The following is a 21,873-nucleotide window of genomic DNA, read 5'->3' on the forward strand; positions in this document are numbered from 1 at the left end:
CCCATCGGATGCGAGTTGCGGTGGACGTCGGCATGGCAGGTGCGGCACATGGTCATCACGTCGCTGTTCACGAGATACCGCGCATTGTCGGCGCCGTGCGGCGCATGACAACTCGAGCACTCCTGGCCCGGATGCGTCATGTACTTCGGCTTGTCCTTCGCCGGCACGTCGGTGAAGTGGCAGCGCGTGCACAACGTTTGTTGGCTCGAGGCCATCAGAGCGCCGACATTGGAAGCGTGCGGATTGTGGCAGTTGGTGCACGACCGATCGCCATCGATATGCGCGTGAAATTCTGCTTTGCGCGCGCCGGCCTGGTCTTCATGACACTTCAGACAGATATCGGCTACTGAACCGCCAATCGCGAATGACTTGCCGCCGCCGGCGTGGCACTCTGAGCACTCTCCGCTTTCGAACGGCGCATGTTGATTGGCCATCAGCAGCCCGCGGTGCGACGAAGCATGGGGATCATGGCAGGTTGAACAATCGGCATCTGCCAGGTCATAGCCTTTGTGAACAGTCATGAACTGCTGGTTCTGCGGATGGCAATCAAAGCACAACTGCGGAACGGCCTTGGCCAGAATCCCTTGATGCTCGGATCCGTGCGGCGCATGGCACTGCGAGCAGTTGCGATTCGCCACCGGGGAGTGGACCTGCGCCTGCTTCAGCCAGTCAGCGACCGCCGGGTGGCAACTCTGGCACAGCTCGCCTTGCGACTGCACCAGTTGATTGCGGAAATCGGAGGCGTGCGGATCGTGACACGACAAACACTCGCCGTTTGCGGCGGGTTGGTGCTTCGAAGGTAGCGTGGCGACCTGTTTCAGATCTTCGTGGCAACTCTGACACAATTCGCCTGAATTCTCCTTCAGCAGCGCCGCATGGCGCGACGCATGCGGATTGTGGCAGTCGGAACACTTGCCCTCGGCAAAAGCCGTATGCGGACTCTTCTTCTTCAGTTCAACCTGGATATCGTCGTGGCACGCAAGACACACCCCCGGTTCGTCGACCTTGACGACTTGCGCAATCAGCGGCGCAGCCGCGGCCAGCACCACGATCATCAGTATCGCAAGACGCGTCTTCATTCCTTGCCTCCGTTCTGCGGAGTCTCCGTGTGGCAGGCGTCGCACGCTCCGCCGGAGAACGGTTCATGGCCGTTTTTCAGCATCAAAGTGGCTTCCTTGGCGCCGTGGGGATCATGACACTTGCGGCAGTCGATCTGGCTGCCCGCCAGTCCCAGGTGCTTGCTCCTGAATTCTTGATCGTCGCCGTCATGGCAGGTCAAGCAGGCCATGGGGACCGGTTCACTCAGAAGGGAGGTCAACTCGCTCGTGTGCGGCTTGTGACAACTGCCGCATTCATCCTTCGCCGGAGCGTGCGCGACACCCTTGGTCAAGACTTCGTCGATATCTTTGTGGCAGTTCAAGCACAGCCGCGGCTCCTTGTCGAGCAGAAGATTCTTGATCTTACCGGCGTGCGGCTTGTGACAGGCGGCGCAATCTCCGTTCGTCACTGGTTGATGCATGCTGACGGCATTGGCGTCAATCACGTCGGAATGGCACTCGCCACACAACTGCGCCGGAGCCTGCGTCAACAGCCCCTTGAAGTTGGTGGCGTGCGGAGCATGGCAGGAACTGCAACTGCCCTCCGCAAAGGGGGGATGGACGACGGTGTTGCTGCTGTCCGCAATTACGGCCTGATGGCAACTGCCGCAGAGCCGGTCCGGCGCGGCAGCCAGCAGCGGCTTGATCGCGGCGCCGTGCGGATTGTGGCACTTGGTGCACTCGCCCGCCTTAATCGGCAAATGGACGCTGGTCTGTCCCATCCAGCTATTGACATCACTATGACATTCGGTGCACAGGTCACCTTCACTCTTACTCAACAGCTTCTCGTGAACCGACCCATGCGGAGCGTGGCAGTCCGTGCACAGACCGTCGCTGAACGGCGCGTGTTGGCTGGCGGCCGTCATCAAGGCCCCGAGGTCCGAATGGCAGTCGAGACAAAGGGTGTTCGTGTCCTTCGTAAGCAGATGCTGTTTGGTCTTACCGTGGGCGGCGTGGCACTGTGCGCAATTCTCCCGAACCGGTTGATGCGCCGACACGCCGGTCAATTGCGACTGCACATCGTCGTGACACTCCATGCACAGCGCGGATTCCTTCTTTGCCAGCAGCTTTGGTTCGCGCGATCCGTGCGGATTGTGGCACGTCAGACATTCAGCCTCGGCGACCGGCGGATGACTGCCGGCCGGAGCCACTTCGCCACGGTCATGGCACGACAAACACAACTCGTTCCCGTCACCCTGAAGTGCGAATGGCTCGCCCGTACCCGGCTCCTGGTGGCACGTTGTGCATTCGCCGCCTTCAACCGGCGCATGGATCGAATTGGCGAACAACTTGGGCGATTCCGAAGAATGCGGCGAGTGGCATAGCCCGCAATCCTTCGTTTCAACGGCGAAGGCGCCGTGTGCCGTCTTGAAAGCCGGGGCAGTGGGACTGTGACACTCGGCGCAGAGTTCGCCTTGCCCCTTCTTCAGCAGTGCCGGATGATCGCTGCCGTGAACTTCGTGGCACGCCGAGCAGTCCTGCTTCGCCGGGCTATGGACAAATTGCTTCTCGTGCTCCGTGCGGTCGTGACAGGTGAAGCACACCTCGCGGGATTTGGCCACCAGCATCCCGGGCTGATCGCCGGCATGGGGGTTGTGACACTTGGAACACTCGCCCTGCTTCGCCGGCGCGTGCAAATACGCCCGCTCCATTCCCAGTTCCGTTTTGCTGTGACACTGGTAACACAGGGCCGCTCCCGTTTCCTTGAGTCGCAACATTCCCACCAGTCCGTGCGGCTTATGGCACGATTGGCAGTCCTTGTCCGCGAACGGCTGGTGCTTGTACTTCCCCTTGAAGTCCCCGATTGAATGGCACTCCAGGCAGTTGCCTTCCGCTGAAAATCGCTTGCCGCGCTTGACCTGCGCATTCGCCGTAACCGCCGCTAACACGGCGACCGCCAGCACCAGCGCTACGATTCGGCGTCTTTGAATCCTTGCGCGGCGTGTTGCGTCCATTCCCGGCTTCACTCCAATCCTCTCAGTCTGCCCGCTCCCGCGTCGTCTAATTCCCGGCGCCGAGATAATTCTCAATCGCCTCGTCGAACAGCACTACGGTAGAATTCGCACGCAACCGCTCCAGCGCCGCATCCAACAATTTCGTAAACTTGGCCTGGAACATCGCTTCGCGAATCTTCATCTCAACTTCGTCCATCTTCTTCAGTTCCCCCTGCCGCCGGTCCAGAATCTTGAAGATGACCCACCCATCTTCCGTCGGATAAGCCTGCGAACTGCCACCCACCTTGAGCTGCTCGAGATCGGCACGGATCGACGGCGGAAATGCCGCCAACGAAACCCACTGGACCCGTTCGGCCAGTTCCTTGGCATCTTTGCGGAATCGCCCGGCCACGTATTCGAAATCCGCGCCCTCGCGCAGCAACGCCACCGCGCTATCCGCGGCCGCTGCCGCCGCCACCGTCACTTCGCGAATGTTGATCTGATCCGGATCGCGAAAATCAGCTTCGTGCTCGCTATAGTACTGCTGAAACTCGTCGTGATTGAATTTGATCGCGGCGACAATCGTCTCCTTCAAGTAGATCTCGATCAGCGCGCTGTCGCTCGCTGTGACCAATTGCCGGACTATGCGCTCGTCCGTATCCAACCCGGCGTCGATACCCGCGCGATAGAGGACGGCTTCCTGCAGCAGTCCGTCCAGCGCCTGATAAAGGAGCGTTGCCACCGGAGCGGTGGCATTCGACATCGCCGTGTGCGCGGTCGCCTGGCGCAGGCGATTCTCGTCGACTAAAGCCTGGCCGGCGATCGTGGCGACGGGTCGCTCGCTGCCATACTGGAAGGTCGAATCCAGCACCGAGGTCGTGTTCGCCACAATCGTCGCGATTGCCCCGCTGTCGATCACGACCGCGTAGCGGTCGCGCAGGCTTCCGACAAACCGCTTCCAGGCCGCCCCTGCGCTCTGTGTCCGCAGTGCCTCTCTGATCAGGCCTCGTAACGCCGGCAACTCTTCCGGATTCGCCGGCGCGGTATCTTCCACCCGCATGATGGCGCTCACTTGTCGATAGGGGAACGGACCGATCAGCTGACCTTTGGTCGCACCCTGCAGATAATCGCGCAAGTCCAATTCGACATTGGCCCAATACTTGAACGAGTGTAGCCCGCCCATATAGCGATGAACGTCCAGCGAGCGCTCTTTGGCCAGGCTGTCCATATCCGCGCCGGCCTTGACCTGCGCCACGAGCGATTCTGCCGCCGCCACGGTCTCGACCGCGATCGTACGGACCCGCACCTTGTGATAGTTGTCGCGAAAATATGCCGCGATGCTGTCCTCGCCGATACTGTCAATCGGCGGAAGGTTCTTGCGGACGTAAAGCCGTGACACGAGTTCACGCTTTTGCTCATCCAGAAATTCCCGGAAGTAGTCTTCGTCCGGAATTCCCAATGCCTTGGCCTCCTGAATGATCAAACGGTCGTTAACGAGCTTCTTCAGCAGTTTGTGGTAGTCAAAGTCGCCCTTCTGGCTGGCGGACATTCCGGAATGAATGCCGGCGAAGATGGCATCGATATCCGTTGTGAAGATTGAGTCACTGTTGACGACCGCCAGAAGCGCCCGCTCCGGCTGTTCCGCACCGGCGCTGCCCGCAAGCGCTATCTTCCAAACTCCAAGTAGAAGTACTATCAATGATCGCGCCGACATGGTTTCAGTTTCCTTTCTCAATGCTCGTGGTTCCCGTGCGGCTTGGGCCCAGATCCCGATGTTCTTCCTCGATTAGCTTGTTGCAAGCGTGGTGAACCGCGGCCAAAGTCAATTCGCCGATTGCATACGTCCGGCCAATACCAAACAGCGTTTCGGTATCGGCGCCATCGCGAACAACCGATGTTGCCGCAGTCAGCTCGCCGGTCCGCGCGTCGATCATTCTCAGCGTCAGCTCGACATGCGGTCCGATTTCGCTATCACCGCCTCGGGAGGGAAGGAACTCCGTTACGATGCCGGTGACAATCGTGCCGACGCCAAGCTCGGCCGCCAACACGTCCGGCAGAGGGGCCACGGCGCCGCCCTGAACATTGATCCCAAGTTTCTGCTGCAACCGTGTCAGCTCGCCGGGTTCCAGCAGTCGATAACCGCGGCGGTGCAATTCATAGATCAGCGCTCCCGTCGCTGCGGCGCCGGCTCCGGCAAAATCGCAGGCGTTGTCAATCTCCACGACGGCGACACGCCCTCGCGCTGCCAGCGCGCGATCCTTCTTGGCCGGTTCCTCAATGGCGTCAGACCGCTGCGCAATCAGTTTGGCCGCGTCCTTCAACAACCGGTCGAGCACTTTGCTTGTCAGCGTTTCCACGAAGCTGATCCGGCCAATGCCGAATGCGCCCGCCTCGCCCTCGCCGCTGAGTGCACAGCGATTCAGCCAGACAATTCCTCCGTCTCTACAGTCGTAGGCGCGCAAATTCACCGCGACTTCGGGGTTCTCTTGCTCAAGATATAGTTCAATTGCGCCGGTCAGGATTACTTCGGCGCCCGTCGCCGCCGCAATCAGCGCGGCGCTGCTGCTGTCGCATTCTCCGATCAGCCGGAGACGATGACTGCGCATCAAGCCCCGCAGCGTGTCGGCGGCCACCAAGTCGAATCCCGCCGCCGTCAGCCGGTCGCGCAGACTCGCCTCAATCGCCTTTGCCCCTTGCATCGACTCAGAGTAGTTTGCCAGTGGGATCAGCGCCAGTCGCGGCAAGGTCGCGGCGATAGCAGTCGCTGTCGAAAGCAGAGCCAGCAGACACAAAATCATCAGTTTTGCGGGAATTGCGGAGAATCCAAGTCGGCTCGGCAACATAGCAGCTACTTCACCAGCGTCTTGATGACCTTGCGCACGCACTTGCGTGCAACCTCGCTCTGCGATCGCTGGCCGGTTCCGAACAGCGAGGCAAAGAATCCGCGGCTGCCCTCGGTATGTGTCGCCGACCACACCGTTTGTGCGCTTTCGGTTTCAATCATGCGGACGTCGAGCGTCACGACCGTGCCTTCGTTGGCGGCGGCTCGGGCGCCGGACGACTCGTTAACCGTCCCCAGAATAATCCCCTGAACCCCCAGCGCTTGTCCCAGTTGCTTCGCCTGCTCTTCCGTCAACAGATCGAATCGGGTGATATTCATCCGGCTCGTCGCGCTCAACACCTCGCCCGGCTCGACGATGTCAAAGGCGTCGGTTGCCAGCAGCTCGGTGATGAACAAATGCGTCACGCGTGCGCTCGCACCCTGATCGTTGGAAAGATTCTCGAACGGCAACACGGCGACCCTCTCGACAAACGCGAAGTTATAGTCGCGGTGAATAAAGACCGTGGAGCCCATTCCGGCACACCCGGCGATGACACCAATGCCAAGAGCCGCGATCATGACTGCAAGGATTCGAAGCTGTCTCACGGATTAGTACCCTTTCAAAGCCCGGTTCTCAGCCCAACGTGTACGGATTGGTTCTTGCCCCCGCCCGCCGAAGTCAGATCACTCCGGCTGTACGACCCGGTCAGCACCGTCCGTCCCGAAAAGGCATACTCGACCTGCCCGCTGTATCGCTCGCTGCGCGAGTCGTTGCCGTTTTCATAATCCGACAGATTGACCGCGGCCGCCGTTGTCAGTTTCCGCGACAGCAGCCAACTGACTGAGTAATCTTGATTCAGATATCGGGTGTGGTTGTCGCGCGTCAGATCGACGTTGCCGCGTAACTGGATCGCTGCGGTCAAGCGCAAGCCGAAATCGGCGGTATACTGATTGCGATTGCGCACATTACCCGCCTGATCCTTGGTGCGTTGATGAAAGTAGCTGCCTTCGGCATCGAGGCCCGGGATTATCCGGCCGTTCACGGCGGCGCGATAATTCCAATTGTCGAAGCCGGTATTATTGAGCATGACCGTATTGCGACCGCCTCCAAACTCCTGCGTAATCGTCAGTCGTGGAAAGATTTCTCCGCGGACGCGCGCCGTCGCAAAGTTCATCTCTTGTGATTTCACGTCGGCAATATAATTGTCCCGATGGGCCAGCGACATCGAAAACGTTAGCGTTTCCAACGGCCGATACTGCAGGTCATAATTGGCCGCAAGCGTGCGGTCTACGTCCACACGCGAATATTCGTAATCAATCAATCCGATCTGCACGCGCGCATTTTGGCTCAAGGCCGCATTAGTCTGATTGTGCAGACCGAAGGTATAGTAAGTCTCGTCGCGACCTTGATTCAAGGAACTGCCTCCATCGCGACGCAACGCGACATTGGCCGATGCACTCCAATTCTTGCTCAGATTGAGGCTGTTGTTCAATGTTGCCAGATGGACCTGTTGTGTGCGCTTGGCGACTCCCGTTTCGTCCAGACGCAGCAAAGCGGAGAACTCCGTCACCATCACGCTGTCGATTTCGTTCAAGCCCTGGTTGACGGCTTTGATGTATCGTGTCGCCGTCTCCGGGAAGGTCACTTCATAGCGGCTGAAGCCCGGGCTGTATTGGGAAGTCGCCCCTGCGATGGCTGTCCACAGCAGGTTGTCCTCGGATCCGTAGATATCCCAACGCACATTGTTGCCCGAAGGACGATCGGTATAGATATAGAGCAGCGAGACTTCCCGCTGGAATCCCAAATCGCCCCCGATATTCTGGTTCACACGATTGTCGCCGATGTCGATGCGCGGCAACGTCGCCGCCGTCAGGTCTCCATCAATCAGGGCGCTGACCGAGTCCAAGCTGCCCTGGTCCGGCGTCGCGTCGCTGGCATAAAGCCCGGTCAGCACGGGGACCTCGATCGGAATCGGATCAAAGGCCAGGTTCTTGTCTTGTTCATGCTTGTAGGTAAAGTCGTAGCTGACCGTCGTCCGGAGCCGGCCGCCCATCATCATCTGTAGATGTGAGAATTGCGCCCCCAAAAGATTGTTGGTCTGCTCGACGTGCTGCGACCGGTTCAGCGTCTGCTTGTGCGAGTAGTTGGAGGTAACAGCCGTCGTCGTACCCGTGTAACCGACTCCAAGCATCGCCAGGCGATCCCGCGTATCCCGATCCTGTCGGTTCGCTTCATTGTAGAGCTTCTCCTGAAGCAGCCGCAAGCGCACCCAGGGACGGTTGACCACCTGCGAGCGCACGGTCACGCCTGCGCTCTCGTTGATCAGGTGGGTCAGGCGGTCATTGCTCTTGGAATCGCGGCGCATCACCTGTGCCGCGGCCGCAACCCAGCTTTGCGCCCACGTCATTTCGCCCGACGGCTGAAACTCACTTTGCCACGTGTTGGCGCCGATGGTCTGACTCAGCCCGAAATTGTAGTAACGGACATTGGCGCGCGTCAGCAGACTGCGCAGGAACCGCTTCTGCCAGCCGACATTGTATTCCTGATCAACGCTTTCCTGCGTGTTCTGATCCTGCTTGGTTGATCCATAGCCAAGCCGCAAGTCCGCCGTGAGATTATTCGAGATGCGCCCGTGAGCGGATGGCGACAAAATCAGCGCCAACAGCGCCGCCAGAAGCAATCGCTCCGCGGCTCTGACTAAATTGACTCTGCTTTGTCGCATTTCGCTCACTCCCTAAAAAACGCCCGACCTCGCGATCGGGCGTTTGGTTTTGCCCTTGCGGGCTTCGAGGTCACTCATCATGACCCGATTTTTCGATTACGGCTCGAACGGAGCGTCGCCGGCATCCTTCGCATGGCACTTGTTGCACAGCGAGCGCTGGTTCAAACTCGGATACGGATTCGGAATCGCATACGATCCGGACTCGACACCGTCTTCGTGCAGGAAGGTGATGTTGAAGTCCCAACGGCCGGCGTTCTGGGCCGAGGTCGCATGGGCGCGATGACAGGTGATGCAGGTCACCTGGCTGGTCGCCGACGGACCATTGGTCGAGGTCGTCGTGTTGGTCGGATCTTCAAACGGAACCGCCGCAATGTACGCGGTCGCCTGGGTCCCACCCGTCATGTTGTCGGTGCCGTTGTACAGATTGTAGATGTTGGCAATCGTACCGCCAATGGCGCGGCCGGTCGGGTGAATCAGCTTGGTCGCGTTGTTGTGGAAATCGCCGTGGCAATTGCCGCACCACGCACCCATGCCGCTCTTGTAAGCAGTGTGCATGACATTGGTCTCAGCCGTATTGTAGCTATTGCCTTCGGCATCCGGAGCCGGAGCCGTGAACGTGGCCAAACCGTCTTGGATCGGGCCAACGCCGTTCAGCAAACGGAAATTCTGGTTGCCGTGCGGATCATGGCACGACGTGCAACCCAGTTGGCTGGCCGGGAACGTACCGCCCGGGGAAACGAGCAACGTTCCGTCCGGACCGGCACCACGACCAGGAGCATTGATATTGTGACCGGCTGCACGGCCCGGAATCGGGCTGGTCGCGCCGCCGTGACCGTCATTAATATTGTCCTCAGTCAAGAACACGAAGTTGCCGCCGCCCTTTTCGGCCGGCGGGTTCAACGGATCCGTGCCCCACACTGCACCGCGGCTGGTGGCATGGCACGACAAGCACAGGTCGCTCGCCGACTGGAACTTCAGCAGGTAGGCGTTTCCGTTCGGATGAGCCGGGTCCACCAGGACGCCGTTGTTCATATTGTGCATCGTATGGCAACCGCCGCAATACGCCACGCCGCCATCATGGAATGCAAACGCAGTGCTTGACAACAATGCCGCCAACGACATCGAGACAAGGACTAACAAAAGCTTGCGCATGTAAAAAACCTCCGAAAGACTAATCAGATACAAACGAACGTGAATTCAACAAGGGGGTAGTAAACTCCAGACTCACCTCCTCCTTCTGCGCTTCGCGCTTCCAAGGCTTAAGGGTTGCTGATGAGGTTGGTTTCGCAAACGACTTCACTTGTTCCGCGATGAACTCCGGCAACTCGCACACCTGAACCCGATTAAGAAAAATCTGGCTGACATAAATGCGGCCCAGGTTGTCCACTGCCATGCGCTCCGGATGGTAGAACCACCCCAGCGTATTTCCCATCCCGCCGAATTCACCGAGAAATTGACCTGCGGTCGTGAAGCAAACCACGTTGAAACGATGTTTATCGAGAACTAAGACTAAAGCGTGATCGATGACGTCCACCGCCGTCGGGAAGTTCAGCTCGCCGATGTTGTTGCCGCGCAGCCCAATCCGCCGCACCAGAGTTCCGGAGAGGTCGTAGACATACACAACGCCAAACATCGACACGGGCAGGTACAGCAGCTCACCGTCAATCCGCGGCGAGCCCATAACAACTTCCTGGCGCTCTTTCTCGGTCATGTCCGTCACGAGCGGGAACTCACCCTGATATTTCCCCTCAGCGTCGATCTTGACGATGCGGTCAAACGCGCCGCTCATCAGATAGAGAATGTCCTGACTGTCGATCGCGATGTACCGCACGTCAAAAGTGTCGGAGTCAGCGAAATCGATCAGTTCCAGGCGTCCCATCAGCGTGCCGTCGTAGTCAAACTTGAAGACCGACCCGGCGCGCTGCCGCTGCGTTCCGACGACGTAGATGAATCCGTGCGAATCGACAACCAGATCAGTCGGGCTGCCGAATTCGTCACGCCCCGAGAACTGGAACTTGAAAACTCCCGAGGTGTCGAAAACCGCCACACGATTATTGCCGGTATCGACAATGAACACTTCATTGAAGCGCTGATCGATGAAGACCTGCTGGGGACGGAGGAGACCATTGTTGGTTCCGGGAGGGTCGAGCTTGCGCAGGAACACGGCCGGAACCGACTTCTCAGCCTGCGCCTGCAAACCCGCAGGAAGCAGAACAGCAACGAGAAATGCCGTTAAGACAACGACGCCCACTAGGGCAGTTATAATCCGGATGTTCTTCCCGATACAACTCTGTCGATTCGTCGCTGGCAATTCGGAAGTCTCCGCACCCGCCAATTAGCAGGAGTAAATGTGAACTATTTCACAATCTTCGACAAAAGAAACAAAATTAGCCCGAGAACACGAGCTTTCGGGCACTTCGCCTAAAGAAAAGTAAACTTGTATGTGATTATTTTCACATACTTGCATCGAATACAATCTGAGGTAGTTCGGTAGACTCGTCAAAACAGTAACCTCAAAACCGGAGCAAAACCAACTCGTTGGGGGGATTATAGAGAAGAAAGACCAAATAGGCAAGGGAAAACTTCGATGATTTTGTAGTTTTTTTCAAATGAAGATCGCTCGAAGCGGTTCATGATATCGTGAAGAGCGAGTCAGTAGATTGACAGGTGATATCGCTTAGATCAGCTAAGTGAGTGATTAATCACAAAATAGATGGCATTGAATAATCATGGCTTGACTGTAAGAATTGGTGAATTACCACTAACTCGACCCATGTCGTGACAGTCCGTACACATTCCGTCAGCTATCTGTCGAGCAAGTAGAAACTCGTTCTCTGAAACAAGACTATGACAAGTTTGACACTCGATATTACCGTCTATGAGGACAAGAAACTCTGGGATGTCTGAGTTTATCTTCAAGGACGATGATGGCTTACGAAATCCGGCAACCAGAGGGACCCCGAAAGCGTGACTGGCGCTGACGTGAAACCGCGGCAGGCCGCTTCCTGCAGAGCCCACGACTGCGTTCCTGCGATCCGCGTCGTGACAAGATAGACAAAACTGGGACGGTTGTTCTGCGAAGGCAAGATCACGCTGAGAGTGAATCAATCTTGCAGCGCCACGATGCCCAGGACTTATCGCTGGACGCGTGCCGACACCATGGCAGTCCCGGCATAACTGAATCGCAGTCTGTGCAAATGAGAGGGACAAGGTGTCATCACTGATTGTCAGAAGTTCCGGCGCGTGAAACAGGTGGCATCTGCCGCAATTCTCCGTTAAGTCCGAGTGGAATAATCGGGATTTCTCTGTCGCTTCGCGGTGGCATCCACGGCAATCCTGAGATCCGCCATCCAGCTCAGCCTCCTGGTCTGCCGTCTTGGAGTACGCGTGGCATTGCCGGCAAGCGACGTCTTGATGCGGATGGCGGGCACTCGACTCAGCGGAGCCGTCGGGCAGCAAGCGGCCGAAATAGATCAGCCCGATCAACAGGATCAGCGTGCCCAGAGCAATGGCAGAACGCGTTTGCACGCTCAGAATATCGACACGGGGAGAGATAGCAGTTACTTACTTCGGCTCAGATTCGCGATTCGGTAACGACAGAAATTTGAACAGGCGCAGCTTTACACGCACCGGAAACATTGCTTTCCGAACTGCAACATATCCATCCACGATTGGCCGAAACTGGCAGGTACTCAGGACAGTTCCGAATCGACTTCGCCGGCAGGCGTGAACTTGTAGCCGGCGCCGCGCAGGGTATGGATGTAGCGGGGGTTGGCCGGGTCCGGTTCGAAGATCTTGCGCAGGCGCAGGATGAAATTGTCGATGGTGCGCGAAGAGGGATAAACGTGATAACCCCACACTGCGTCGAGAATCATGTCGCGCGAGACGACCTCGTTGGCGTGTTCGACGAGGAATTTCATCGTCATACACTCCTTCTGCGACAATTCCACTTCACCGGTCGGGCCCTTGGCGCGGTACGTACGGAAATCCACCCAGTTCTCCGCAAAATCAAAACGCGAGCGATCCAATTCCACCGTGCCGTACCAGACCTGGCGACGAAAAATCGCCGATACGCGCAGCAACAGTTCCTGGAGATTGAAGGGCTTGGTTATGTAGTCATCGCCGCCGCTGAGGAAACCGTCGATGCGATCCGACTGGCGGTCGCGGGCGGTCAAGAACAGCACCGGCAGCCGCCCGCCTTCCTGGCGGATTTCCCTGCAAACGGTGAGCCCGTCCTTGCCGGGGATCATGATGTCCAGAATGATCAAGTCAAACTGTCCTTTGTGGTAAAGGTCGAGCGCGGCGATCCCGTCGGCCGCGACCGCAACCTCGTAGCCTTCCGCCTCAAGATTCAGCTGCAGCCCTTCGGCAATGTGCTCTTCGTCTTCGACAACTAATATGCGTTTCATGCAACCTTCTCCAACGGCAGCCGGATGCGGAAGGTACAACCGCGATCGCGACCCTCTGAGTACAGCTCAACCGTCCCGCCGTGCTCGGTAACGATTTGTTTTACGAGAAATAGGCCGATGCCGGTTCCTTTGACCGAACGCGTGTTCTCCATACCCGTTCGATAGAAGCGCTCAAAGACCTTCTTCAACTCGTGTTTTTCCACACCAACGCCTTCATCCACGAACAGCAATTCGGCTTGATCGCCGCGCCGGCGCGCGCTGATGCTCAGCCGGCGCCGTACCTCCGGCGAGTACTTGATCGCGTTATCGACCAATGCCGTTACGACTCTCCGTAACGCGTGATAGTCGGTCTTGACGATCAGTTCCTTCTCAAGATCGAGGGTCAACTTCATTTTATGACGGTCGATCAGAGCCTGCAACCCCTCCAGATACTCGACCAGATCATTCGACAGGTTAGTCTCAACCAGCTTGGCCCGATGGCCGCGCTGGGACAATCGCCCGGCCTCCAGAACGTTGTCGACCAGCCCTTCCAATCTTTCGCAGTCGTCAAGCATGCGCGGGACGAATCCCTTGATCTTCTCCTGGTCAAATTTGCCGGAGGCCATCGATTCCAGGTACAACTTGATCGAAGCCACCGGGATTTTCAGCTCGTGCGTAACCGCATGGATGAAGTTCTCCTGCTGATGCTTCAGGCTCTCCGACTGCCGCAGGGTGCGATAGATCATGAAGGCGCCCAATAGCGTCAACAATACGAAGAATGATCCCTCCATGGCGAACATGACGACGCGGCGGCGGGCGCGCTCCTGAACTTCCGCGGTTACCCCCGCTTTGACACTGAACATCGATGGTTCAAACCACGGATTGCGATACTCGCCCTGCCGCGGCGCGGCCGTGAACTGCAAATCGGCATTCAACTCCGTCGTAAGCTGCGCAGGATAGGTCGGATCCAGAAAGATCGCGGCCCGATGATTCGCGCCGACGCTCAGGTAGAAGCTGGAATCAACCTCCCCGGAAGTTATCAGCAGCGCTCCCGTCGGACCGAACAACTGGTAACCTCTCACTGCCGGATCGGCCAGCAACAGGTCGAGTGCTGCCCGCAGATGTCCGATATTATCGACGCTGACGAACGATTCCGCCTCATACGCCAGCCGGTCATAGGATCGGTTCAGAATCAGCGAAGCCAGTTGTGCTGCCGCCGCCGTCTGTCGCTCGTGGAACTCGATCTGTTCCTTGGAAATCATGACTTGAAAGTACACCCACCAGATGATCTGGCCGATGCAGACAATGACAAGCGCGATGAACAGCGCCAGCGCCAACCCCGCCGGACGTGCCAATCGATGTTTGATCCTAATGATGCACCCTCCTGCCGGATTCGATCTGCGGCAGAATGAATTGCCGCGCCATCACAGGGGCAATGTAATCATGAAAATCGGCTTTTCAATACCGTTTGCATCCGAAACGGCCTCGGCCTGGTCGGCCAGACGATAGAATAATTCGGCGAGCAGAGCTCCAGCAACAGCGCCGACTGCAACATCGGAAAGAAAATGCTTGTAGCAGCGAATCCGGGTCACACCGACGTAGCTGCTCCAACTGAAAAGAACGGTCGGCGGCAGCCATCGCCAGTTGTGGTAGTCGCTGGAAGACAGTCGTTGCCGCATTGCGGTGCGGACCCGCTTGTTCAGGTAGGTCATTGCGAAGAAGGAACTGGAGGCGTGCCCGGAAAAGAATGACTTGCGCGTCTCGGAATAGTCCGGCTCGTGCCTGCGCGCCGAGTCCGGATAGTAGTATTGAAAAGGTCGTGGGCGTGCGATGAGGTGCTTGGCGATGCCGGTCACACCGGCCGTTGCCCAGATCCCGCAGTTGTAGAGGTATAGATCCTGCAAAGCATCCTTGCCGGGTCGCCGTTCTGGCCAGGTAAGATTGACGGCAGCTAATCCCAGAGCACCCGCAACCGGCGTGATCGCTGAACCGATATCGCCATCCAGAAAATTGGACTTGCCCGCAAAGTATCGCCCGCCCAGCGCATGCGCCGCCCAGTTGTCAAGCAGGATCGGGCGATTGATCAAGGCCGGTTGCGCGCTGTCGTTTGGGGGAAGGGATTGCTCCACAATCAATGGCACAGCCGCTCCTACCCCGATCAACACGCTCTTGCGTTCGGTCAGATATGTCTTCCGTAAACTTGTCGCTGTGCCGTCGCCCGGCAGGAGTATCAGAATCCACGCGACCAGCGCGAGCGACGGTAGCAGAAGAGTGGGTCTGGAGTAAAACCGCATTCTCTTAATCAAGATGCTCGATACCGACCAACTCCAGTTGCCCGGTTTCGGGATGGAACCATAGCCACGCGAGTGCCGGTTTGCTCCAGCTGCTGTCGCTGCGTTTGGTTTCGATACGGATTTCGACTAGGTGATCGCGGTCGGAAGGCGATTTGTGCGCTGCGAAGGCGGCGGCAACCTTCGCGATCAAATCCTGATTCAGCTCAATCGAAGTCTCGGTGAACTGCGTCCATTCGGAGACAGCGCGATCTCGTGCGCGACACGTCCAGCGGTACTTGGTTGTCGACGCTGTCTCCAAACTGTACCGCACGGCCAGGTCGTCAAATCGCAGTCGCGGTCCGGCCGGCGATATTTCAAGTGTAAAGTCGTCCAGCGGATTGACCCGACCAAACCAGTAACGGCCGATCTTCTCGCGCCGCTCCATGAGCGTCTTGATCAGATACGCTTCGGCTTCAGGATCGGAATACTTACCGGCGGCGACGAGGGCGCGCAAATACTCCTCACGCCATGCCATGACCACCTTGGCGCCCCAATAAGCATCACGCGCGGTCAGATTTTCGAAGGCCGGGTTGGGGACAATAACATCCCATTTGTTCGGCTGAAAGATCTCCGACTCGAAATAGCCGATTGTCTTGTATTGGTAGGGTTGGGCGTCTTCCCAGCCCCACTTCTTCAGCCCCAGTGTGAACCATGACACCAAGACATCGCGGAGGTCGAATATGTTGCAGTATCCCTGCTTCGGCCCCTTCGGCCGATTGCTGTTGGCCCCGAAGGTCGACCCGAAATCAATCAAATGGTGTTTGACATAGCGGCGCTCGCCTTCGGTCACGTACAAGTCGAGCGTATTCTGGTCCTTGGCGTCATAGTGATTGATGAGCGAAGCGATCACATACAGCCCGCGCAATTCGCGGCGATTCTCGTGCGGACACCAATCATTGGGGTCGTCCTTCCTGCGTCCGTCATAGCTGAATGGTCCCACGACCTTGCCGGGGAGTAATTTTGAGGCCAATGAGCGAATGCGGCCATCAGGAAGCCGGTAGACGTCCTTGAGCATGTCGTCAAGATATTCCTGCGTAAACTCGCGCGTTTTCCCCGAGCGGTCGGTGAAGGTAATTCCGGGCTGAATCTGGAGCTGTTCCGGCCGCCAATAAACAATGGTCTCCTCCGGGACATTATAACCGCAGGCATGAAAGTAGCGTGAACCCATGGCCGCGGCCGCCGTGGCAATCTCCGGATTATCCGATGGATCAAACTTCATGATGTATTGATCGCCGCGCACATCCTTGATCCAGAACCCGATGGTGAAACCCTGTATCTTTGGACGGGAGACAATCCACGGACCGGTGGTGTCGGGGCCGGGAGCGTCATTCGGACCCCGCTCAACTTCAGCCGGATCGATAGCATCGATGCCGATCCGGTTTGTGAACCAGCTGCTGTTGGCCACTCCGTCGAATCGCGTCATGTTGTAAGCTTCACGTGGCCGACCGATCAGCTTGCGGAAGTTGCGATCCATGTCCAGCAACTGCTCGCCCTGTTCCCACACCGACCGGTCCAGCGATTGCCAGGCAAGCACCGGATCTGCCAGTTTCGGCGCGGGAATCGTCTGGTTGTCGTGCTCGCTTGACGGTTCTCCCCCCGGATGATAGACGAGCTTGTGACTGCTGCAGCCCACCGTCACGGCCGCAATCAGCAGGAGTCCAAACCCAATTCTCACCAGTCGCTCCCGAGTTCGAAGTAAAGACGCCAGCTTTCGTCGGAATAGGCGACTTGCGCGCTGAGGACAACCTCCTCGCTACGCCAGACTCGCAAGCCGGTGCCGAGACTTTCCGACCAATTACGCAGCGTGAACTCCTCGGTCACTGATGAAAAAACCCTTCCCGCCTCGGCGAAGATGAAGGCATCAATCATGTCCCAGATCGGATAGCGATACTCCAGTGTCGCCAACATGCGGTCGTTGTCGACGAAGCGGCTGCTGAGAAATCCGCGCAGGTCGTCGCGGCCGCCCAACCGACTCTTGAGGTAGAAGGGAAGCACACCGTCGTCCTCGTCGGCGTCGACGGTCTCCGCGAGCAAGCGTATCGCCAGGATTCGTTTCTTGTAGATATTGAAGTAGTGCGCGATCTCGCCGGAGACCGCCACGAACCGGATGTCATCGAAATGGCCGACGCCGTGGCTGTAGGCAATCGCCAGCCGCTCGCGTCCGCCGGCGGACGGCTGGCCTTTGACATCGCGCCAGTCATGATCGATTGCCACGCCGCCGCGGATCAAGCGACTGCGGCGGAAATCGGCCGCCGCCATGCCGAACTTGTCTTGGATTTCATTCAGATCCGTGACCAGAGTCTTGTTCTTGCCACCGCTGATATTGCTGGCAACAAACGCGGCTTCAAAATCAATCTGCCATTGCGGACCGACGCGCCAGTTGTTGACGGCCGCGAATTCAGTCTGCTCCAGTGCAAACGAAACCTTGTCCTCATCGCGACTGGTGTATCCGAGGCCATAGAAGTTTTCGCGCGGTCGCCAGCGGTAGGCAGCGCGCAAGCTCAGACCGGATCGTTTCGAGAATAGCTGCGGCGCGACATAACTGGTTTCGAAGCGCTTATACTGGTGCGTTGAGAGCGTCCCGACGATGCGCCAGCGATCGTGCGGTGAAAAGACTTGCGTCCTGGTATAGCTGAGGCCAAGCCTGACACCGCCGTTGGAACTGTAGGACACTACCGGTGCCGGGCCCAACGACGGCTGAAACGAGAACACATAATTGGCGAACCGCCGCACCGTGGGGTTACGGTAGATGCCGTTCATCGCCGCCCAGCTGAGTCCCTTGCCGACATAGATGGGCGTCTTCAGGATCGTCTCCGGCACGTCCAGCAGGCGATCACCGAAATTCTTTTTCGGCGCAACTGGTCGAAGATTCAGCGTCGAGTCGGCCTCGGTTTGCGCAGCCAGCGTCACCTGCAGAAACAGAAGGAGAAGCACACAGCCGGCGGGTATGAGTTTTCGCAATTGGGGCAAACTCCGCTCCACGATTAACGTATCAAGACATTCCGATTCGAAGCGCTGGGAATATAGCCGGAGCAGCAACCCGCGTCAAGCAATAGGAAAATCCGGCGGAGTTTCCGGCTTGTCTGCGCGCCGGCGCACTACTATTATGAGTCCAGTTGTGACGGAAATGACGCCAATTCAGGTTCTCTATATCGAGGATGACATGCGCCAGCGGCAGGCGCTGGCAAAGGCTCTGCGACGGCGCGGTTTTAAGGTGGCGACGGCGCGCTCCGGCAAACACGGCCTGGCCCTGGCGGCGCGCAATCGCTACCACGTCATTCTGACCGATCTGGCGGTCCCCGGTCTCAAAGGCTTGGAGGTCCTCGAGCAGATTCGCAAGTGCCGTCCGACCGTGCCGGTCATCATTCTCACCGCTCACGGCGGGATTGAGACGGCGGCGGAAGCGATTCGTCGCGGCGCCTACCACTTTGTGCTCAAGCCCTTCGAAATCGAGGATATCGAACTCACCATCCTGCAAGCGGTGGAAAATAGCCGATTGCAGCAACGGCTGCACGAATATTCGGCTGCGCTCGAACTCAAAGTTGCCGAGCGCACCGAGCGGCTTCAATTTGCCTACCGGCAAATGGCGGCCCTGACCGAGGTCTCCAATCGCTTCACGCGACTGCTGGATGAAGAGACCCTCTGGCTGGAATCGTGTCGGGTCCTGACGGAGACTCTCGACTTCGACCGGGCCGGAATCATGCTCATCATCGACGGCAAGTTGCAGATCGAGTGCTCGGCATTCGCCCAGGACGACCCCGAGTTAGTCCAGGACTTCTTGCAGGCTGTGGCGGAAGAACGTTGGAAATTCCCGCCGGCGTTCTACGAGTGCCTGAATCAAAACCAGACCGTCTTCATCGCCGACCTGAACACCGATCCGCGCTGGATTCACGATCCCGAGCGCCCGACTCGGACGAAGGCGCTGATTCTCACGCCGCTGCGCGAAGCGGGGCGTCCGATCGGCGTGCTCCTGGGAAGCATGCAGCATCACGAACGCTCGATGGACGAACAGGACATCGCCCGTTTTGAGATCTTCGCCAACATCGTCAGCCTGACCATTGATCACATTCGCGCCTTTCAGTCCCTGGGGCGGCAGGTGCAGGAACGGACCGCCTCGCTGGAAGAGAAGACGCGCGAGTTGGAACGGGTCAATGCCGAACTGCGGGCGGCCAAGTCCGATCTGGAATTGAAGAACGTGCAAACACATCGGATGTTGGCCGAGTTGTCGCGCAGCCGGAATGAGCTGCAGGCCGTCTTCGACAGTTCGCTGAGTCTCCTGATCTTTGTCGACATCAACAACCGCATCGCCGCCTGCAATCCCCGGGTGACCGACTACTTCGGCCTCGATCCGAAAAAGGTTGCCGGACAGGGCATCGAGGATTTCATCGAGATCATCAGCAACAACTGCATCGATGCCGAGCGCGTCAGGCACATTCTTGGCGAGCTGATCGCCCAGCCGCGCGTGGTCGAGGAGATTCGGGCCGACATCCACCGCCTGAATGCCTTCGTGCTGGAAGTCCTCCGGCCGTCGGTACGAACGTTGGCGCCCTGGGCGGTGCCCGTAGTCGGCCGCCAGGGCGAGCGCCTTGGCGTGTTCTTTGGATTCTCGGACATCACGCAATTGAAGCGCGCCGACGAACAAGTGCATGCCATCATCAACGCCGCACCGATTCCGCTGATCATCTCCAGCTATCCCGACGGCGAGATCCTCTATGCCAACGAGCATCTGAGCGCGCTGGTCAACCTGACGCCGGAAGAGATGGTTGGCCGGCCGGCCCCCGAATTCTATCACGACCCGCGCGATCGGATCGAACTCATCAGGATGCTTGCGGAGCGCGGCAGAGCGCACCGGGAAGTGCGCATCAAGACCCCGACGGGCGATTCGAAGTGGATGATCTTCACACTGAACTTGACCACCATGGGCGATCGCAAGGTCATTATCGGCGGTTTATATGACATCAGTCAACGTAAGGCGATGGAAGAAGAAGTCCGCCGCGAGCGCAACTTCATTACGGCGGTGCTCAACACCGCCGGCGCCCTGGTGATCGTGCTTGATGCTGACGGCCGGATTGTTCAGTTCAACCGCGCCTGCGAGCAGATCAGCGGCTATCATGCCTCGGAAACCCTCGGCCGACATGTGTGGGATTTCCTCCTGCTGCCGGAAGACGTCGATCGTATCAAGCAAACCTTTGCCGATATCAAGGCGGAGCGGTTGATCGGCCGGGTGGAGAACTACTGGATCTCGCGCTCCGGCGACAAACGGTTGATTGCCTGGAACAACACGGAATTGCTGACCGAGGACGGTCGCGTCGAATTCGTGATCGGCACCGGCATCGATATCACCGAGCAACGGGCCGCCGAGGAATCGCTGCGCTTCAGCGAGGAGCGCTTCCGCGGTATCGTCGAGAACGCCAACGACCTCATCTATCTGCTGGATCAATCCGGACGCTTCACTTATATCTCGCCCAATTGGACGAATCAACTGGGACATCAGCCGGGTGAACTCCTCGGCCACCCCTTCATGGAAATGATCCACCCCGATGACCGGCCGCGTTGTGAGGACTGCTTCACCGAAATGATGCAATCGTTACAGCGGATGAGCGGCATCGAATACCGCGTCTTCCATCGCGATGGTTCGATCCGCTGGCAGAACTCCAGCATCTCCGCCCTCAAAAGCGAGACCGGTGACGTGCGCTACTATATCGGTATTGGTCACGATGTCACCGAACGCAAGCTCACACTTGATGAACTGGCGCAAGCCTATCGCAATCTGCGCCTGACCCAGGGACAATTGGTGCAATCCGAGAAGATGGCTTCGCTCGGCATGCTGGTTGCCGGAATTGCCCACGAAATCAACACGCCGATCGGCGCCGTCGCGAGTATGCATAATACCCTGGTGCGCGCCATCGAGAAACTCACGGCCTTCATCAATCAATTCTCGGCGCACGATCCGGATGAACTGGCCAAGATCAATGAAACCCTCAGGCTGATCCAGGATGCCAATCGCGTCATCGTCTCCGGCACCGATCGTGTGGTCAACATCGTCCGGCGGCTGCGCAGCTTCGCCCGTCTGGATGAGGCGGAACTCAAGAAAGTGAACATCCATGAGGGCCTCGAAGACACTCTGACGCTGATTCACCACGAAATCAAGCATAACATCACCTTGACCCGCCGCTTCGGCGACATCCCCGCGATCTCCTGTTTCCCGGGTCGCCTCAATCAGGTCTTTCTGAATATCTTGATTAATGCCAAGCAGGCGATCAAGGACAAGGGGGAGATTACGATCTCGACCTTCGTCCGCGATGGCAAGGTGTGCGTCGAGATTGCCGACACCGGCGTCGGTATCCCGGAGGAAAACCTCGCGCGCATCTTCGATCCCGGATTTACAACCAAGGGTGTCGGCGTCGGGACCGGGCTCGGACTCTCGATCTGTTATCAGATCATCCAGGATCACCGCGGCGATATTCAGGTCGCCAGCCAGGTCGGCAAGGGGACCCGCTTCACCATCACACTGCCGATGAATCTGGACGAGATTCTGGAAGGCGCCCCTTCATGAGTCGTGAGCGGTTGCGCGCGG

General features: G+C 58.1%; 14 protein-coding genes. 1 reads left to right on the forward strand and 13 read right to left on the reverse strand.

Annotation, left to right across the window (positions count from 1 at the left end; all coding sequences use genetic code 11):
* The 13 genes from IT585_03740 to IT585_03800 all read right to left on the reverse strand — a co-directional run.
* The coding region (locus IT585_03740; GenBank protein ID MCC6962342.1) for a cytochrome c3 family protein at window positions 1-1,079 on the reverse strand (1,079 nt) is incomplete at its 3' end.
* Window positions 1,076-3,052, reverse strand: coding sequence for a hypothetical protein (locus tag IT585_03745; protein MCC6962343.1), 1,977 nt, complete (start codon window positions 3,050-3,052; stop codon window positions 1,076-1,078). The genes IT585_03740 and IT585_03745, both read right to left, overlap by 4 nt.
* A 46-nt stretch (window positions 3,053-3,098) precedes the next feature.
* The gene (locus IT585_03750; protein MCC6962344.1) at window positions 3,099-4,745 is read right to left on the reverse strand and encodes a peptidyl-prolyl cis-trans isomerase; all 1,647 of its coding nucleotides are present in this window, start codon (window positions 4,743-4,745) and stop codon (window positions 3,099-3,101) included.
* Window positions 4,746-4,749: 4 nt separating this feature from the next.
* Window positions 4,750-5,829, reverse strand: a complete 1,080-nt coding sequence (locus IT585_03755; GenBank protein MCC6962345.1) for a hypothetical protein — start codon at window positions 5,827-5,829, stop codon at window positions 4,750-4,752.
* A gap of 50 nt (window positions 5,830-5,879) precedes the next feature.
* Entirely contained in the window at window positions 5,880-6,431 is a 552-nt protein-coding gene (locus IT585_03760; protein ID MCC6962346.1) for a hypothetical protein, read from the reverse strand.
* A 41-nt stretch (window positions 6,432-6,472) separates the two neighbouring features.
* Window positions 6,473-8,575 (reverse strand): hypothetical protein, encoded by a 2,103-nt coding sequence (locus tag IT585_03765; protein ID MCC6962347.1) that lies wholly within the window; start codon window positions 8,573-8,575, stop codon window positions 6,473-6,475.
* A gap of 96 nt (window positions 8,576-8,671) precedes the next feature.
* Window positions 8,672-9,727 carry a hypothetical protein gene (locus tag IT585_03770; GenBank protein MCC6962348.1) on the reverse strand — a complete coding sequence of 352 codons (1,056 nt, stop codon included), beginning with the start codon at window positions 9,725-9,727 and terminating at the stop codon, window positions 8,672-8,674.
* A gap of 19 nt (window positions 9,728-9,746) precedes the next feature.
* A complete protein-coding gene (locus IT585_03775) occupies window positions 9,747-10,826 on the reverse strand; it encodes an NHL repeat-containing protein (protein MCC6962349.1) in 1,080 nt (359 codons plus the stop codon).
* 1,441 nt (window positions 10,827-12,267) lie between these two features.
* Window positions 12,268-12,984: a response regulator transcription factor gene (locus IT585_03780; GenBank protein ID MCC6962350.1), complete on the reverse strand. Its 717-nt coding sequence runs from the start codon at window positions 12,982-12,984 to the stop codon at window positions 12,268-12,270.
* Window positions 12,981-14,318: a HAMP domain-containing histidine kinase gene (locus IT585_03785; GenBank protein MCC6962351.1), complete on the reverse strand. Its 1,338-nt coding sequence runs from the start codon at window positions 14,316-14,318 to the stop codon at window positions 12,981-12,983. Before IT585_03785 ends, IT585_03780 begins: the two co-directional genes overlap by 4 nt.
* Before the next feature lie 69 nt (window positions 14,319-14,387).
* A complete protein-coding gene (locus IT585_03790) occupies window positions 14,388-15,257 on the reverse strand; it encodes a phosphatase PAP2 family protein (GenBank protein MCC6962352.1) in 870 nt (289 codons plus the stop codon).
* Window positions 15,258-15,261: 4 nt separating this feature from the next.
* Entirely contained in the window at window positions 15,262-16,971 is a 1,710-nt protein-coding gene (locus IT585_03795; GenBank protein ID MCC6962353.1) for a hypothetical protein, read from the reverse strand.
* Entirely contained in the window at window positions 16,968-18,257 is a 1,290-nt protein-coding gene (locus IT585_03800) for a BamA/TamA family outer membrane protein (GenBank protein MCC6962354.1), read from the reverse strand. Before IT585_03800 ends, IT585_03795 begins: the two co-directional genes overlap by 4 nt.
* Window positions 18,258-18,402: 145 nt before the next feature.
* Between IT585_03800 and IT585_03805 the strand changes: the two genes are divergently transcribed.
* Window positions 18,403-21,852, forward strand: coding sequence for a PAS domain S-box protein (locus IT585_03805; GenBank protein MCC6962355.1), 3,450 nt, complete (start codon window positions 18,403-18,405; stop codon window positions 21,850-21,852).
* Window positions 21,853-21,873 lie beyond the last annotated feature (21 nt).

The sequence above is a fragment of the Candidatus Zixiibacteriota bacterium genome, assembly GCA_020853795.1.
In the GTDB taxonomy this organism is placed as follows: domain Bacteria; phylum Zixibacteria; class MSB-5A5; order CAIYYT01; family CAIYYT01; genus JADJGC01.